The sequence below is a fragment of the Sphingopyxis sp. 113P3 genome, from assembly GCF_001278035.1.
GTDB lineage: Bacteria > Pseudomonadota > Alphaproteobacteria > Sphingomonadales > Sphingomonadaceae > Sphingopyxis.
Window position 1 is genome coordinate 23,049 of the sequence record NZ_CP009453.1, and the last position, 15,062, is coordinate 38,110.

14 protein-coding genes and 1 riboswitch are annotated in these 15,062 nt (G+C 66.5%); of the genes, 1 reads left to right on the forward strand and 13 read right to left on the reverse strand.

Annotated features, from left to right (window positions below; translation table 11 throughout):
* Positions 1 to 6 precede the first annotated feature (6 nt).
* The 6 genes from cobO to LH20_RS21575 are packed head-to-tail and all read right to left on the reverse strand — an operon-like array spanning position 7 to position 5,073.
* On the reverse strand, positions 7 to 633 hold the full coding sequence (gene cobO / locus LH20_RS21550; protein WP_011443993.1) for a cob(I)yrinic acid a,c-diamide adenosyltransferase: 627 nt from the start codon (positions 631 to 633) through the stop codon (positions 7 to 9).
* Positions 623 to 1,387, reverse strand: a complete 765-nt coding sequence (gene cobF, locus LH20_RS21555) for a precorrin-6A synthase (deacetylating) (RefSeq protein WP_011443994.1) — start codon at positions 1,385 to 1,387, stop codon at positions 623 to 625. Before cobF ends, cobO begins: the two co-directional genes overlap by 11 nt.
* Positions 1,384 to 2,718, reverse strand: a complete 1,335-nt coding sequence (locus LH20_RS21560) for a cobyrinate a,c-diamide synthase (protein ID WP_011443995.1) — start codon at positions 2,716 to 2,718, stop codon at positions 1,384 to 1,386. The genes cobF and LH20_RS21560 overlap by 4 nt, the downstream gene beginning before the upstream one ends.
* A complete protein-coding gene (gene cobM, locus LH20_RS21565) occupies positions 2,715 to 3,500 on the reverse strand; it encodes a precorrin-4 C(11)-methyltransferase (protein WP_011443996.1) in 786 nt (261 codons plus the stop codon). Before cobM ends, LH20_RS21560 begins: the two co-directional genes overlap by 4 nt.
* On the reverse strand, positions 3,497 to 3,877 hold the full coding sequence (locus LH20_RS21570; protein WP_011443997.1) for a cobalamin biosynthesis protein: 381 nt from the start codon (positions 3,875 to 3,877) through the stop codon (positions 3,497 to 3,499). The genes cobM and LH20_RS21570 overlap by 4 nt, the downstream gene beginning before the upstream one ends.
* Entirely contained in the window at positions 3,874 to 5,073 is a 1,200-nt protein-coding gene (locus LH20_RS21575; protein WP_011443998.1) for a bifunctional cobalt-precorrin-7 (C(5))-methyltransferase/cobalt-precorrin-6B (C(15))-methyltransferase, read from the reverse strand. Before LH20_RS21575 ends, LH20_RS21570 begins: the two co-directional genes overlap by 4 nt.
* A gap of 7 nt (positions 5,074 to 5,080) precedes the next feature.
* Between LH20_RS21575 and LH20_RS21580 the strand changes: the two genes are divergently transcribed.
* Positions 5,081 to 5,842 (forward strand): cobalt-precorrin-6A reductase, encoded by a 762-nt coding sequence (locus LH20_RS21580; protein ID WP_011443999.1) that lies wholly within the window; start codon positions 5,081 to 5,083, stop codon positions 5,840 to 5,842.
* Here LH20_RS21580 and cobJ read toward each other — a convergent pair.
* From cobJ to LH20_RS21615, 7 genes are all read right to left on the reverse strand, one after another.
* Positions 5,806 to 6,579, reverse strand: a complete 774-nt coding sequence (cobJ, locus tag LH20_RS21585; protein ID WP_041549922.1) for a precorrin-3B C(17)-methyltransferase — start codon at positions 6,577 to 6,579, stop codon at positions 5,806 to 5,808. The two genes, LH20_RS21580 and cobJ, sit on opposite strands and share 37 nt — an antisense overlap.
* A gap of 11 nt (positions 6,580 to 6,590) precedes the next feature.
* Positions 6,591 to 7,328, reverse strand: a complete 738-nt coding sequence (gene cobI, locus LH20_RS21590) for a precorrin-2 C(20)-methyltransferase (protein ID WP_053556447.1) — start codon at positions 7,326 to 7,328, stop codon at positions 6,591 to 6,593.
* Positions 7,325 to 7,954 carry a precorrin-8X methylmutase gene (locus LH20_RS21595; RefSeq protein WP_011444002.1) on the reverse strand — a complete coding sequence of 210 codons (630 nt, stop codon included), beginning with the start codon at positions 7,952 to 7,954 and terminating at the stop codon, positions 7,325 to 7,327. Before LH20_RS21595 ends, cobI begins: the two co-directional genes overlap by 4 nt.
* On the reverse strand, positions 7,954 to 9,099 hold the full coding sequence (locus LH20_RS21600) for a precorrin-3B synthase (RefSeq protein WP_011444003.1): 1,146 nt from the start codon (positions 9,097 to 9,099) through the stop codon (positions 7,954 to 7,956). The genes LH20_RS21595 and LH20_RS21600 overlap by 1 nt, the downstream gene beginning before the upstream one ends.
* Positions 9,096 to 12,380, reverse strand: a complete 3,285-nt coding sequence (gene cobN, locus LH20_RS21605; RefSeq protein WP_053556448.1) for a cobaltochelatase subunit CobN — start codon at positions 12,378 to 12,380, stop codon at positions 9,096 to 9,098. Before cobN ends, LH20_RS21600 begins: the two co-directional genes overlap by 4 nt.
* A 10-nt stretch (positions 12,381 to 12,390) precedes the next feature.
* Complete coding sequence (cobW, locus tag LH20_RS21610) at positions 12,391 to 13,443, reverse strand: cobalamin biosynthesis protein CobW (RefSeq protein WP_011444005.1); 1,053 nt, start codon at positions 13,441 to 13,443, stop codon at positions 12,391 to 12,393.
* A 182-nt stretch (positions 13,444 to 13,625) separates the two neighbouring features.
* A riboswitch (cobalamin riboswitch) is annotated at positions 13,626 to 13,853 on the reverse strand.
* A gap of 86 nt (positions 13,854 to 13,939) precedes the next feature.
* A complete protein-coding gene (locus LH20_RS21615; RefSeq protein WP_083455652.1) occupies positions 13,940 to 14,986 on the reverse strand; it encodes a HoxN/HupN/NixA family nickel/cobalt transporter in 1,047 nt (348 codons plus the stop codon).
* Positions 14,987 to 15,062 lie beyond the last annotated feature (76 nt).

Here is a 15,062-nt window from a genome sequence, read left to right on the forward strand (position 1 = left end):
CCCCGGTCAAAATTCAATGCCGGCCTGGGCCTTCACGCCGGAGCGGAATGGATGCTTGACCATGGTCATTTCGGTAACAAGGTCGGCCGCCTCGATCAGCGCCTCGGGGGCGTTGCGGCCTGTGACGATAACGTGCTTCATCATGTCGCGCGCGGTCAGCACCGCCACCACTTCATCGACCGGCAGATAATCATACCGCAGCACGATGTTCAGTTCGTCGGCCAGCACCATGTGATAGCTGGGATCGGCGATCATGCGCTTGACCTCGTCCCAGCCGGCGCGGGCGGCCGCGATATCGCGTGTGCGGTCCTGCGTGTCCCAGGTAAAACCCTCGCCCATCGGCTTGAATTCGACATTGTCGGGAAAGGCATCGAACACGGCCTTTTCACCCGTTTTCATCGCCCCTTTGACAAACTGGACCACCCCCACTTTCATGCCGTGGCCAATGGCGCGAACCACCATGCCCAGCGCCGCGCTGGTTTTGCCCTTGCCCTTGCCGGTGTGGACGATCAGCAGGCCCTGTTCGCGGGTCTTGCTGGCCATGATCTTGGCCTGCGCGGTCTGCTTCTTGCGCATCTTTTCGGCGTGGCGGGCATCGCCGCCTGCAACTTCTACTTGGTTTTCAGGTTCCATCGGCCAATTCCCTTCGCATGAGATAGACATCCATGATCCAGCCATGGCGCGCGCGCAGTTCCGCCCGGCGCAACGCGATCCGGGGACCGGCTTGCGCCAGGGGGCCCTGTTCCAGCGCCTCGTGCGCCATGCCCAGATAAGCGCCCCACCAGATGGTGATGCCTTGCGGTTGCAGCCCCTCGAACGCGCAACCGCTGTCAAGCATCACGACAATCGTGTCGGCTCCGGCAGGCCAGCCATGGGCGCGCAGCAGCCGCCCGGTGGTGATCGTCACCGGGCCGGCCAGCGGGTTCAACGGCATGGCATGGGCAGCGGTCAGCGCCTGAATACTGGTGATGCCCGGCACCACCCGCACGGCGATTTCCACCCCCGCGCTGCGCAGCCGGTCAGCAATGCGCAAGGTGCTGTCATACAGCGAGGGATCACCCCAGACGAGCAGCGCCAGCTTGCCACCGCCGGGCAAATGTTCGGCGATCTGCACCCGCCACGCATCGGCAATGGCATCATGCCAAGCGTTGACGTCATCCAGATAAGTGGCCCCATTGCCGCGCACTGGCAAGTCAAATTCCACAATCCGCGTTGGCCCCGTCAGCACCTGCGCGCAGATCTCCCGGCGCAGGTCGATCAGATCGGACTTGGCCTGCCCCTTGCGCGGCAACAGGATCAGGTCGGCACGGTTCATCGCCGCGACAGCCTGCGCTGTCAGGTGATCGGGGTTGCCAGTGCCGATACCGATCAGGTGGAGGTCGATCATTGGGCATCTCGGCACGAAGCGGGCGCGATCATGTGGAAATAGCTGCCGGTGACATGGCCGCGATGCGATCCGCTTTCGGCCACCGCCGCGCCTTCGGCATCGGTCACAAGCGCCAGCGGCGCGTCGCTCTGTTCGGCAATGGTTGAATAGTGGAACTCGTGCCCGCGCAGCCTGGTCCCGGCGGCAAGGCGCGATACCGGCACCAGCAGTTCGGCATGGCGATAGCCAAGGTGCATCTTGCGCTGGGCATGGCTGGTGACAAGCCCCAGCAGCCCGGCCATCCGGTGCCGTTCTCCGCTCTTGTCGATCAACCCCTGCCCCAGCACCATATAGCCGCCGCATTCGCCGTGCACGGGCCGCGTTTGCGCATGGCAGCGCAGGCCGGACAGGAATGTTGCAGCCGCCGCAATGGTCCCGGCGTGCAGTTCGGGATAGCCGCCGGGCAACCACACCAGATCGGCATGGGCGGCAGGCGCTTCATCGGCCAGCGGCGAGAATGGCAGGATCTCCGCCCCGGCGCGCCGCCAGCCTTCGATCAGATGCGGGTAGACGAACGAAAAGGCCGCATCGCGCGCCATGGCGATCCGCTGGGCCGGAGGGGCAGGCAGGTTGCCGCCGTCGGCTTGTGGTGCGGCACCAGCGGCAAGGCGAATAACGTCAAGATCGACATGGGCGCGCAGGAACGCTGCAAACTCGGCAATCGCGCGATCAAGGTCGGGATGCTCCACCGCCTGAACCAGCCCCAGATGGCGTTCGGGCAGGGTCAGGTCGCCGCGCCTTGGCAGGGCGCCCAGCACCGGAATGCCCACCGCCTCCATGCCCTTGCGCACCAGCCGTTCATGACGCGGACTGGCCACGCGGTTCAGGATCACCCCGGCAAATGGCAGCCCCGGATCAAGGCTGCTGAACCCCAGCGCGGTGGCGGCGGCGGACTGCGCCTGCCCCGACACATCCAGCACCAGCACGATCGGCCAGCCCATCCGGCGGGCCATGTCGGCGCTGGCACCATTGCCCGACGCACCCTTGCTGGCCACGCCATCGAACAACCCCATCGACCCTTCGGCCAGCACCATGTCCGCGCCCCCGGCCTGCGCCGCAATGGCAGCGATCAGATCGTCCTCCATCGCCCAGCTATCGAGATTGAACGACGGCCTGCCACTCGCCGCGCGGTGAAACGCCGGGTCGATATAGTCCGGCCCGCTCTTGAACGGCTGCACCGCCAGCCCGTCTTCGGTCAGGGCGCGCAGCAGGCCCAGCATCACCGTGGTCTTGCCTGTGCCCGATGCGGGGGCGGCGATCATCAATCCCGGAGTCTGGTGGCGCGCGCTCATTCGGCCGCACCGCCAAAACGTGACGTGGCATCCTGCGGCCTGAACCGGCGATCATAACCGGGCGCATAGAGGCTGCTTTCGGCAAAATCCTGCGCCGCCAGCACCCGCCCGACCAGGATCAGGGCGGTGCGCTCCATGCTCCCGGCGATGGCCTGTTCAATAGTGTCGAGCGTGGCGCGCACGATCCGCTGATCGGGCCAACTGGCGCGCCAGACCACCGCGACGGGGCAATCCGCGCCATAGGCCGGCGTCAGGTCCGCCACCACTTGCGCCAGATTGTGAACCGAAAGGTGAATGGCCAGCGTCGCGCCGGTCACGGCAAAGTTGGCCAGGCTTTCGGCGGGCGGCATCGTGCTGGCGCGGCCCGGTGTGCGGGTCAGCACCAGCGATTGCGCCAGCGCGGGCAGGGTCAGCTCTGCCTCCAGCGCAGCGGCGGCGGCGGCGAAAGCCGGGACGCCGGGTGTGATCGTAAAGGGAATGTCCAGCGCGCGCAGGCGGCGCAACTGCTCGCCCATGGCAGACCACACCGAAAGATCGCCCGAATGCAGCCGCGCCACATCGTGCCCGGCGGCATGGGCGGCGGCGATTTCGGCCATGATCTGGTCCAGTTCCAGCGGCGCGGTGTTCACGATCCGGGCGCCCGGCGGGCAATGATCCAGCACGGCGACCGGGATCAGCGACCCGGCATAAAGGCACACCGGGCTGCCCGCGATCAGATCGCGTCCGCGCAAAGTGAGAAGATCGGGCGCGCCGGGACCGGCGCCAATGAAGTGGACGGTCATGTCGGGGTTCCCTGAAGGTTGACACTGGCAGCAATGGCGCACGTCGCCATGCGATCGGGGGAGATGTGGCGCGGCGACAGCAGGCGCGCACCCGCGCCAGCAGCGGCAAGCGCGGACGCTTCGGCCACGCTGCCGACGTGACGAGCGTTCAGGCTGGCGATGGAGCGCGTGGGGGTGGAAACGGCAGCCAGTGCATCGGACGCCACGCCCATCAGCGGCAGGCCCAGCGCTTCGGCCAGAGGGAGCAGCGCTGCGAGCTTGTCTTGCGCCGTGGCCAGATGCGTCACCGGCGGTTGCCCCTGCTCCGCCAGCGCGAACGCCGCGCGCAGCGAAGGCAGGCCGACGCCTGACCGAAAGCCGAACCCGGCGATGATCACAGCGTCACGCTCCATTGCACCACCGGATAGCGCGCGCGCCAGCCGTGCCGGTTGCCCAGCGGTGCGGCGTCGGCCAGTTCGATGCGCAGGAGGCTCCCGCCCTTCTGGCCATGCCACCGGGCTAGCAGCGCTTCTGATTCCAGCGTCACCGCATTGGTCACCAGCCGCGTTCCGGCGGGCAAACGTGCCCATAGCGTGTCCAGCAAGGCTTCCGATAAACCACCGCCGATGAACACCGCATCGGGCAATGGTCCCGGTGGCAGGGCATCCGGCGCAATCCCGACGACAACTTTCAGCCGATCAACGCCCAGCGCAGCGGCGTTGGCCCGCACACGGTCCGCGCGCACCGGATCCGCCTCTATCGCACAGGCCCGGTTGGCCAGGTGGGCCAGCAGCCATTCGATCCCGATCGATCCCGATCCCGCGCCAATATCCCACAGCAGCTCACCCGCACACGGGGCCAGCGCCGATAGCGTCAGCGCGCGTACCGGACGCTTGGTCAACTGCCCGTCGGACGCAAACCAGTGGTCCGGTCGGCCCGCCGTCAGCGGCAAGGACGGGCCATGCCCGGCACACTCGATCCCGGCCGCTACCGGATGGGCGATGTCGGTGAAAGACAGCCCCTCGGCGCGCGCGGTGCGAACCCGTTCGCGCGGCCCGCCCAGCGCTTCCATCACATGCAACGCTGACGCGCCAAAGCCTTGGCCGGTCAGATAGTCCGCCAGCGCGGCCACCGCCGCGCCATCGCGCAACAGTGCAATGACGCGCCGCCCTGGTGCCAGGTGGGGCTTGAGCCGATCTAACGGCGCGGCATGGAGGCCAAGACAGGCCACATCCTGAACCGGCCAGCCCAGCCGCGCAACCGCCAGCGTGAAAGTGGAAGGCGCGGGGATCGCCACCCATTCGCCCGGATCAAGCAGGCGCGCCACACTGCTTCCCGCCCCGAACCAGAACGGATCGCCCGATGCCAGCATCACCACCCGCTGCCCGCGATGTTGCATCAGCAGGGCAATGCCATCGGCAAAGGGTACTGGCCATTCGATCATGGTACAGGTAATCGCGGGCAGCAGCGACAGGTGCCGTGCCGGTCCCATGACCAGTCCGGCCTGCGCCAGCGCCGTGCGGGCGGCGGCGGAAAGGCCGTCCGGCCCGTCCTCGCCAATGCCGATGATCGTCAACCACGCTTCAGGAGCCATATCAGCCATGCCCAACGTCCTCCTGCTGGGCGGCACGACAGAGGCCAGCGCGCTTGCCCGCCTGCTTGGCGCGCGGGGCATTGCGACGACGCTCAGCTATGCCGGACGGACCGAAAACCCCCGCGCTCAACCGGTGCCGGTGCGTGTCGGCGGGTTCGGCGGTGTGGCGGGGCTGGCCGATTATCTGCGCCACCACCGCGTGACTCATCTGGTGGACGCGACCCACCCCTTTGCCGCAACGATGAGCAGCCATGCCGTGGAGGCGGCCCGCCTGGCCGGAGTGCCTCATGTAGCGCTGACCCGCCGGGCGTGGCAACCGGTCGCCGGAGACCGCTGGACCCGCGTTGCCAGCATCGACGGTGCGGTGGCAGCGCTGGCCGGGCACTCCCGCCGCGTAATGCTGGCGCTGGGCCGGATGCATGTGGCAGCCTTCGCTGCCCAGCCGCAGCATCATTATCTGTTGCGCTTTGTCGATGCGCCAGACCAGCCGCCGGGCTTGCCCCATCACACCCTGATCGTCGATCGCGGGCCGTTCACCGCCACAGGCGACAGCGCATTGATGGAGGCGCACGCCATCGATCTGGTGGTGTGCAAGAACGCTGGCGGGCAAGGCGCAGAGGCCAAGCTGATCGCCGCACGGGATCTGGGCCTGCCGGTCCTGATGATTGATCGCCCTGCCGTTCCGGGCCGGGCCGAATGCTATCGCCCGGAAGATGTACTGGTCTGGCTGGGTCATGACGCCGAACCCAAGGCCGAACGCGACGTGTAGAGGATCGGACCGAGCTTTCGCCCACTTGTCCGTTCGATGATCCGCGTCAGGCTTGATCCGACGATCACCATGGTCCGCATGTCGGCCATGTCTGCACGGGCCTGACCCAGCGGTACGATCCGCAATTGCTCGTCGGGCGTCGATACGGCGCGGGCGAACAAGATCGGGCGATCCGGGCCGCACACTTCGCGCAGCAATTCCAGCACACGTTCGAAACCTTCGGGCCGGGCTTTTGACCTCGGGTTGTAGAAGGCCATGGCAAAGTCCGCCTCTGCCGCCAGCCGCAACCGTTTTTCGATCAAATTCCACGGCTTGAGATTGTCCGACAGATTGATCGCGCAAAAATCATGACCCAGCGGCGCCCCCGCCCGCGCGCTGGCGGCCAGCATCGCGGTGATGCCGGGCAGCACCCGGATGTCGAGATCGCGCCAGTGGGCCGGGCCTGCCTCCAGCGCCTCGAACACGGCGGCGGCCATCGCGAAAACGCCCGGATCGCCCGATGATACCACCACCACGCGCCGCCCCTGCGCCGCGAGTTCCAGCGCATGGGCGGCCCGGTCCAGCTCCACCCGGTTATCGGACGGATGCAGTGTCAGCCCGGCGCGCGGGGCGATCCGGGCGACATAGGGAATATAGCCGATGACATCGCTTGCCCCGGCCAGAGCGGCGGTGACTTCGGGCGTAATCAGCGCCTCGTCGCCCGGCCCCAGACCGGCGATGGCCAGCCAGCCGCTCATGGCCCCGGCACTCATGGCCGGCGCCCCTGGCCGTGAATCAGCAGGATCGAGAAATAGGGCGTGACCGTTTCGGCCTCGATCAGCCGCGTGACCCGCTGACCTGGCATGGCGGCATGTTCGACCAGCCATGCCGCATCCTCGCGCCCGGCAGCGGCCACCGCGCGGCGCAGTTTGGGCAGGTTGCGCCCGATCTTCATCACCACCAGCGCATCTGTATCGCGGATGCGTCGCACCAGTTCATCCTCGGGCAGGGTCGCCATCGCGATGGTCAGCACATCGTCGCCCCAGGTGATCGGGATGCCGGTTGCGTTCCACGCCCCGGCCATGCCGGTGATACCCGGAACCACTGCCACCGGAACCGTGCCCGCCAGCCGGGTGTGCAAATGCATGAATGAACCGTAGAAAAACGGATCGCCCTCACACAGCACGACCACGTCTTCGCCTGCCTGCGCCAGCATGACCAATCGCTGCGTGCATTCGGCATAGAAAGCGGAAAGACAGTCGTTGTAGCGCGGGTCGGATAACGGAATCTCGGTCGTCACCGGATATTCCATCGGGATTTCGATCACGTCGGGGCGCAGCATTCCTTCGACAATCCGCCGCGCCTGTCCTGGTCGCCCGGCCTTGCGGAAATAGGCCACGTGGCGGGCGCCACGCACCAGCCGGTCAGTGCGAACGCTCAACAGATCGGGCGCACCCGGACCCAAACCCACGCCGTGGATCGTCCCGCAGGAAAGGGCCGCGCTCATTCGGTGCCGCTCGCCAAAGCGTTGATCGCAGCAACCGTGATCGCGCTGCCGCCCAGCCGCCCTTCAACGATGCAGCACGGCACCGGCGGCGCGGCCCATAACGCGGCCTTGGATTCGGCCGCGCCGACAAAGCCCACCGGACAGCCGATGACCGCCGCAGGGCGCGGGCAATCGGGATCTTCCAGCATATTCAGCAGATGGAACAGCGCGGTTGGCGCGTTGCCGATGGCCACCACCGCGCCTGCCAGATGCGGCCGCCACAGTTCCAGTGCGGCGGCAGAGCGGGTGTTACCCATTGCCCGCGCCATGTCGGGCACTTGCGGCGCATTCAGGGTGCAGATGATCTGATTATCAGCAGGCAGCCGCGCACGGGTGATCCCTTCGGACACCATCCGCGCATCGCACAGCACCGGCGCGCCAGCGGCCAGCGCCGCCCGCGCCGCACTGGCAAAGCCGGGTGAGAAGCGGATATGCGCGGCAAGGTCCACCATCCCGGCGGCGTGGATCATGCGCACCGCCACCGGTTCCTCATCAGCGAAAAAGGGCGCCAGATCGGCTTCGGCGCGGATCATGGCGAAAGACTGGCGATAGATGGCCGCGCCATCGGTTTCATAGATATGGGGCATCAAGCGGCTCCGAAATGGGCGAGAAGCTCGGCTGGGCTGAGCGCAGAGCGAACTGGCAACGCACCGGCGGGTGCGTTCAGGGAAAGATCGAACAGGCCATCGCGGCCGGTCAGCGTGACATCGGCGGCGCGCTGGCGGGCGCAGCCCTTGGCACAGCCCGAAACATGCAGCCGCCCGGCGACATGCGGTGCAAGGCGGCGGGCAAGATCGCGGGTTTCAACCGAGGCCTGCGGGCAGCAGGGCGCGCCGGGGCAAGCATCGACATGCAGCAGCGGGTCGGCAGGATTATCGATCAGCCCACCGGCGCAAACGGCAGGCGCGCCTTCCACCAGCAGCACACGCCACGGCGTGATCCGCACCGCTGCGGCGGGCGATGCTTCCACCATCCCGGCCAGTATCCGCGCCTCTATCCGGCCAAACGGCAAGCCATAGGCCCAACTCCCATCACGGAGGCCCAGATCATGAAGGCCCGGCACGATGCAAGCAGCCGACGGCGCGGGCAGAATGTCGCCACAGGCCCATTCGGGCAGGACCAGCCGGTGTCGCGCCATGCGCCCCGCTTTCGCGCCGCCGCTGGCCGCAAACCAGTGGGCGAGCGCGATCAGCGCGTCCACTTCCCTGCCAGCAGCAACCGCCATACCGGTGGCGCGGCCATCGGCGCGCAGGATCAGACCGCCATCGCCGCCGCGCTCAATGCGGAAATCGCCCGCCTCGCCACCCAGAATGCAGGTCTGACCGGCATCGATGGCAAAGCCCACTTTACCGAGCAGATCGGGCAACTCATCCAGCCGGGTCAGCAACGCGCCCGCAATGCGATGGCTGTCATCACCGACCCGCCAATCCGGCGCGACCAGAATGTTGCGCCGCTGTTCGATGACAGGGTCAGGGTCCACCAGATCCAGCACCAGCAACCGGTCGAGCAGCGCCTGCCAGCCAGTTTCAGGCACCCCGCGAAGCTGGAGATTGGCGCGGGCGGTCATGTCGATCAGGCCATTGCCGTGCACCACGGCGGCATCGCACAGGCCCAGCACTTGCGCCCGCGTCAGGCGGCCAAGCCGAGGCTTTACCCGCACCAGCAGCCCGTCGCCCGCCATCATCGGGTGCCAGGCATCGGGGCACCAGCCCTTCACCGCAAAACTGCTCATGCCCTGTCCTCAAGCCTTGGCAGGCTGGCGAGGATGGAATTGCGCCGGGTCTGCCACAGCCCGGCGGCATGGAGCGCGGCAAAGCGGGCTTCCATCGCCGCCAGCGCAGCCGGATTCTCGCGTTCAAGAAATGCGCGAACATCGGTCTGGCCCAGTGTCGCGTCGTGATAAAGGTCGAACAGATGCGGCGGTACGCTGCCTGAAAGGTGCGCAAAGGCACCCATATGGTCCAGCGTCGCGGCCAGTTCTGCCCCCCCGCGAAAGCCGTGCCGCATCATGCCCGCCACCCAGCCTGGGTGCGCCGCGCGGGCGCGGACCACGCGGGCGATCTCTTCGGTCAGGGTGCGCGCAACGGTGCGCCCCGGATCGCGATTGTCGAGGTGGTAGAGCGCCGCCGAACCACCGATCAGCGCCTTGGCAGCGGCAAAGCCCGCCTCGTGCGCGGCATAATCGGCGGCCAGCAGCAGATCGGTTTCGGGCAAGTCCTGAAGATGGACAAAGGCGTCCGCTCCTTCAACACGCTGGCGCAGGCCGTCAGGATCGGCAAAGGTTCCGATCGCATCGGAGGCTGCGTCAAACGCATGGTCCGATGCCGCCAGCCATGCCTCACCAGCAGCGCGCCGGGCCGCTTCAGTATAGACCTCGGCTGCATCGCCAAGACCCAGTCCATAGCTGCCGGGGGCCGGGCCATAGACGCGCGGTGCCGCAGCCTGCCCTGCAAACGGGTTCCAGTCCGCCGGTTCATCGCACAAACACAGCGCGCGCACCGCTTGGCCAAACAGTATCGGCAGCGCAGGAAAGGCATCGCGGAACAGGCCGGAAATCCGCAACGTCACATCGATACGCGGCCGGTCCAGCAGCGCCAGCGGCAGGATTTCGATGCCTGTTACCCGTTCGGACGCGGTGTCCCACAGCGGCTTTGCGCCCAGCAGGTGCAGCGCCATGGCGAATTCCTCGCCCGCCGTGCGCATCGTGGCCGATCCCCACAGATCGACCACCAGCCCGCGCGGATAATCGCCGTGATCCTGCAGATGCCGCCGGATCAGCTCCTCTGCCAGTGTCACCCCTTGGGCATGGGCCGCGCGTGAAGGCACGGCGCGCGGGTCTATCGCATAAAGGTTTCGCCCGGTTGGCAGCACATCGCTGCGCCCGCGAAAGGGGGAGCCGGAGGGACCGGGCGGAACGCGGCGTCCGTCGAGTGCCGCCAGCAATCCGGCCCGCTCGGCTGCGCCCTGATCTCCCCGCCCGAACACATGCAGCCCGTCACCGAACTGGCTGTCCTTTACATCGCAAACGAAGCGGTCGATCCGGGTGATCGCCTCGACCAGCGTGGCCGCGTCATCAAGGCCCAGTTCCGCCTCAAGTCCCAGCACGCGCGCTTCGTCGCGGATGTTCACTTGCAGACGGTCGCGGCGGGCCGGGTCCAGCCCGCCAGCGTTGGAGAATTCATCCAGCAGCGCCTCGATCCGGGCCAGCCCCGCACCGCTTTGCGTTTGCACCAGTGGCGGGGGAACGTGCCCGATCGTAACCGCGCTGATCCGGCGCTTGGCCTGCGCCGCTTCGCCGGGATCGTTGACGATGAACGGATAGATCACCGGCATCGCGCCGGTCAGCGCCTCGGGCCAGCAAGCATCGGACAGCGCGACTGATTTGCCCGGCAGCCATTCCAGTGTGCCATGTGCGCCGATATGCACCAGCGCGTCCACGCTTCGCTGGCGCAGCCACAGGTAGAACGCCACATAGCCATGGCGCGGGCAGCGGGACAGGTCGTGATAGTCGCCGTCGCGATGGGCGCGTTCGCCGCGTTCGGGCTGCAAGGCTACCAGCGCGTTGCCGATGGGCAGCGCGGCAAAACGGAACGCGCCATCGGCGGCGGCAGCATCGGCTTCCGGCTCGCCCCATGCGGCGAAAAGTTCAGCGCGCAGGGTATCGGGCAGTGCTGCCAAAGCCTTGCGGTACTCTGCCATCGGCCAGTGCTGATGTGTGCATTGAAGGAGCGCTGCCAGTCCGGCCTGCGCGTCAGTGGCATATCCCGCCTCGGCCAGATCGGCCAGGATCGCCTCGGCAGAAGCCAGCGCATCCAGCCCCACGGCGTGGGCCATCTGGTATGTCTTGCCGGGATAAGTAGACAGGACCAGCGCAACCCGCCGTTCTGCAACCGGCGTTTGGGCAAGTGCGATCCAGCCCGCCACCCGCGCGGTGATCGCCCCAACCCGGCCTGCATCGGCGCGATGGATGGTGCGGGCAAAGCCAAGCGCGGGATCGCGCGTCCCCGCCTCCTTGAAGCTGGCGACGCCTGCAAACACCCGCCCGTCAATTTCGGGCAAGACCACGTGCATGGCAAGGTCTGCCGGGGAAAGCCCGCGCGAAGCCGCTGCCCATCCCGCGCGCCCGGACGTGGCCAGCGCCAGCTGAAACACGGGAACGCCCGCGCCATCAAGCGGGGTGGCGCCGTCATCGCCCCGCGCGGAAAAAGCGGTAGCGTTGATGATCGCTGCCGGGCCAAGCCCGCGCACCCAGCGGTCCACCTGTTCGCGCACCTGCGGGGCTTTCAGCGAGGGGACGAAGATCGACAATGCATCGAAACCGCGCTGCTCGAACGCGGTATGCAGGGCGGCAAATGGGTCCAGATCGTGGGCGGTCAGGTAAGAACGATAGAACACGATCAGGACCAGCGGCCTTGCGGGATCGCGCGCAAAGGCTTCAAGATCGATCACGCCCCGGCCGGGATGCCAGCCTCCCGCCATCAGCAGCGGATCGAATGTCCGGGCGGGGGCATCAATCAGCCCCGCCAGCTGCGACAGCGCGGCAAGCGCCGCCTGCGCCGCCCTTGCACCGCCAGCATCGCACCACTGCGCAAGTTCGCGCAACGCGGTCACCGGCACGGTCGAGGCCGCATCCAGCCGCGCATCCTCAAAGCCGTCGCCGGGCAGCACGGCCAGCACGATCCCGCGCGACCGGGCCAGCGCCTCGACCTGTTGCAGCCCGTAGCTCCAATAGGGCGTGCCGCCGATCAGCCGGATCAGGATCGCCTTTGCGCCCGACAGCGTCCGCTCGGCATACGTGTCGACCGACAGCGGATGCATCAGCGCCGCCAGATTGGCGAGCCGCAGCGAAGGAAATGTCGCATCGTCTGCACGGGCCTGATGCCATGCCGCCGCGAACGCCCCCAGATCGCTGTCCGAAAAGGACAGGACCACAAGATCCGCGGGCTCTTGCCCCAGATCCTGCGGGACGGCGGTTTCCTCCATCCCGTGCGTTTCGCGGAAAATGACGTGCATGGCCCGCGCCTTACGCCAGCAGCACCGCGCGAATGGCATCGGCGTCGACGTGATCGTGCTCGGCAATGGCGACCAGCGTGGTGCGGCGCGGCTCGTCAGGGCGCCACGGGCGATCGTACTGGTGCCGCACCCGCGCGCCCACCGCCTGCACCAGCAGCCGCATCGGCTTTCCCGCAACGGCGGCATAGCCCTTTACGCGCAGGATATGGTGATCGCGGGCCAGCGTCTCGATCCGCGCGACCAGCGCCGCCGGATCGGCGATCTCGCCCCATTCGATAACGGTGCTGTCAAAGTCGTCGTGTTCGTGATCATCCTCACCATCATGGTGCGATGGGCGCGCGGCGATGTCGTCCTCGGCTGCGGCATCAAGCCCCAGGATCACACGCGGATCGACCACGCCTTCGGTCAGTTCTATCACCGGAACCGGGCGACTAAGCTCTGCCGCAATGATCGCGCGCGCGGCGGCTACGCCTTGGGGTCCGGCCAGATCGACCTTGGTCAGCAGGATCATGTCGGCGCAGGCCAGCTGATCCTCGAACACTTCCGACAGCGGCGTCTCGTGATCGATGCTCGGATCGGCGGCGCGCTGGGCGTCAAGCGCTGCCACATCGGGCGCGAACCGGCCTGCCGCGACCGCTTCGGCATCGGCCAGCGCCAGCACGCCGTCCACGGTGATCCGGCTGCGGATCGCAGGCCAGTCGAACGCCTTGAGCAGCGGCTTTGGCAACGCCAGACCCGATGTCTCGATCAGGATGTGATCGGGGCGCGGATCAAGCGCCAGCAGCTTTTCCACCGTCGGGATGAAATCGTCCGCCACGGTGCAGCAGATGCAGCCATTGGCCAGCTCTACGATGTTTTCCGCCGGGCAATCAGGAATGGCGCAGGACTGCAGAATCTCGCCATCCACACCCAGCGAACCGAATTCGTTGACCACCACGGCCAGCCTGCGGCCACCGGCATTGTGGATCAGGTGGCTGATGAGCGTGGTTTTCCCCGCGCCCAGAAAGCCCGTGATGATGGTGACCGGCACCTTGGACAGGGACGCCTTGGACAGGTCTGGCATAGTAACTTCCCCGCGCGCCAGAGCGAGACACGGCGGGGCTTGCCGGACAAGTCCGGTCGGCGCGCGACGACGGGCGGGCGCGACAAAGCACCCGTAACCACGCAACCCGTGCAGCCCCAGCCACACAGCTTCGTCGCTCAGACGGAGAGTTACCGTGCCGTGACCATCCCCTGGATCAGGCAAGAGCGACCGGTGCGCCGGCAGGTCTCCTGGCTCGCGGGTCACAGCTTGATGCACGCCTTCCCAGACTTGGCGCTTGCGCGCTGCCCAGTGGCTGCTCCTGAATTCAGGAGCATGTGCATCGCGCTATCCGCTTACAGTTGCAGGGACAGCCACGGATTTGGGAGCACGCTCCCGCACCGCATTCCCGATTAAGCCCCTTGCGGGGCACCGGCGCGATCATTGAAGGGCGGGTTACCCCGATCCTTCACCGCGCGCTCTAGACGAAAATGCCAGCCAAGCCAATTGATGATGTTGCTTCACGCAACGTGGACGGTCAGGCACCGACCGAAACCTCGATTTCATCGAACCGCTTCCATCGATAGATCGCGTAACTCGCCAGCCAGCAGAACACGAAAAGACCGATGATGGCGAAGCCCAGACCATTGAAATTTTCACCCAGTTCAATGGCGATCCGCCATGGCGCACCCGTAAGGGCCAGCTTGTCGCCAATCAGGGCCAGCGTTTCGATTCCACCAATGACAATCGCCACGATGGCCGAGATCAGGGTGATGGTGATGTTGTAGTAGAGCTTGCGGATCGGCTTCACGAAGGCCCATTCATAAGCGCCCAGCATCACCACGCCGTCCGCCGTATCGATGAGGGCCATACCGACCGCGAACAGGGCGGGCAGGACCAGGATTGTCCCGATCGACAGGCCATCGGCGGCCTGGCTGGCCGACATGCCCAGAATGGCAACTTCGGTTGCTGTATCGAACCCAAGCCCGAACAGAAACCCCAGCGGGGCCATATGCCAGCTTTTGTTCACGAGGCGGAACATCGGCCTGAACAGTCTGGAAAGCAGACCGCGCCCACCCAATAGCAGATCAAGATCGTCCTCGGCATAGCTGCCGCCTGCACGAACATGGGCAAAAGTCCGCCAGACAGAGCGCAGGATGACCAGGTTCATGCCGGCGATCGTGAACAGGAAAAGCGCGGAAATCACGGTTGCAATCACGCCACCGATTTCCTTGAAGGCGCCGAACTGCGACAGCGCGCTGGCCGTCACCGCAATGATGATCGATGCTATGGCAATGATTCCGGAATGCCCGATCGCGAACCAGAATCCGACCGAAACCGGGCGCTGCCCGTCCTGCATCAGCTTGCGGGTCACATTGTCAATCGCCGCAATATGATCGGCATCAACCGCGTGACGCAGGCCCAGCCCCCAGGCAAGCACAGCGGTGCCGAGCATTAACGGCTGTGCATGAAACAGGCTGAATGCCCAGACCCAGACCCCAATGTTGGCGGCGATCAATCCGGCAAACAAGGCACCAATTCGTCGGCGCAGAGACAGGGATGGCAGTGACTTCGTGAGGTGCATGATTGGCTCGGCGATTGAGGAATATACAAACGAAGGATGGCGCCGCAGACGTGCTGCAGCGCCGCCCATCAAGGGA

Excerpts from the sequence above, each read along its gene's own strand:
- cobO (WP_011443993.1), bottom strand. The coding sequence starts at position 633 with ATGGAACCTGAAAACCAAGTAGAAGTTGCAGGCGGCGATGCCCGCCAC.
- cobF (WP_011443994.1), bottom strand. The coding sequence starts at position 1,387 with ATGATCGACCTCCACCTGATCGGTATCGGCACTGGCAACCCCGATCAC.
- LH20_RS21560 (WP_011443995.1), bottom strand. The coding sequence starts at position 2,718 with ATGAGCGCGCGCCACCAGACTCCGGGATTGATGATCGCCGCCCCCGCA.
- cobM (WP_011443996.1), bottom strand. The coding sequence starts at position 3,500 with ATGACCGTCCACTTCATTGGCGCCGGTCCCGGCGCGCCCGATCTTCTC.
- LH20_RS21575 (WP_011443998.1), bottom strand. The coding sequence starts at position 5,073 with ATGGCTCCTGAAGCGTGGTTGACGATCATCGGCATTGGCGAGGACGGG.
- LH20_RS21580 (WP_011443999.1), top strand. The coding sequence starts at position 5,081 with ATGCCCAACGTCCTCCTGCTGGGCGGCACGACAGAGGCCAGCGCGCTT.
- cobJ (WP_041549922.1), bottom strand. The coding sequence starts at position 6,579 with ATGAGCGGCTGGCTGGCCATCGCCGGTCTGGGGCCGGGCGACGAGGCG.
- cobI (WP_053556447.1), bottom strand. The coding sequence starts at position 7,328 with ATGAGCGCGGCCCTTTCCTGCGGGACGATCCACGGCGTGGGTTTGGGT.
- LH20_RS21595 (WP_011444002.1), bottom strand. The coding sequence starts at position 7,954 with ATGCCCCATATCTATGAAACCGATGGCGCGGCCATCTATCGCCAGTCT.
- LH20_RS21600 (WP_011444003.1), bottom strand. The coding sequence starts at position 9,099 with ATGAGCAGTTTTGCGGTGAAGGGCTGGTGCCCCGATGCCTGGCACCCG.
- cobN (WP_053556448.1), bottom strand. The coding sequence starts at position 12,380 with ATGCACGTCATTTTCCGCGAAACGCACGGGATGGAGGAAACCGCCGTC.
- cobW (WP_011444005.1), bottom strand. The coding sequence starts at position 13,443 with ATGCCAGACCTGTCCAAGGCGTCCCTGTCCAAGGTGCCGGTCACCATC.
- LH20_RS21615 (WP_083455652.1), bottom strand. The coding sequence starts at position 14,986 with ATGCACCTCACGAAGTCACTGCCATCCCTGTCTCTGCGCCGACGAATT.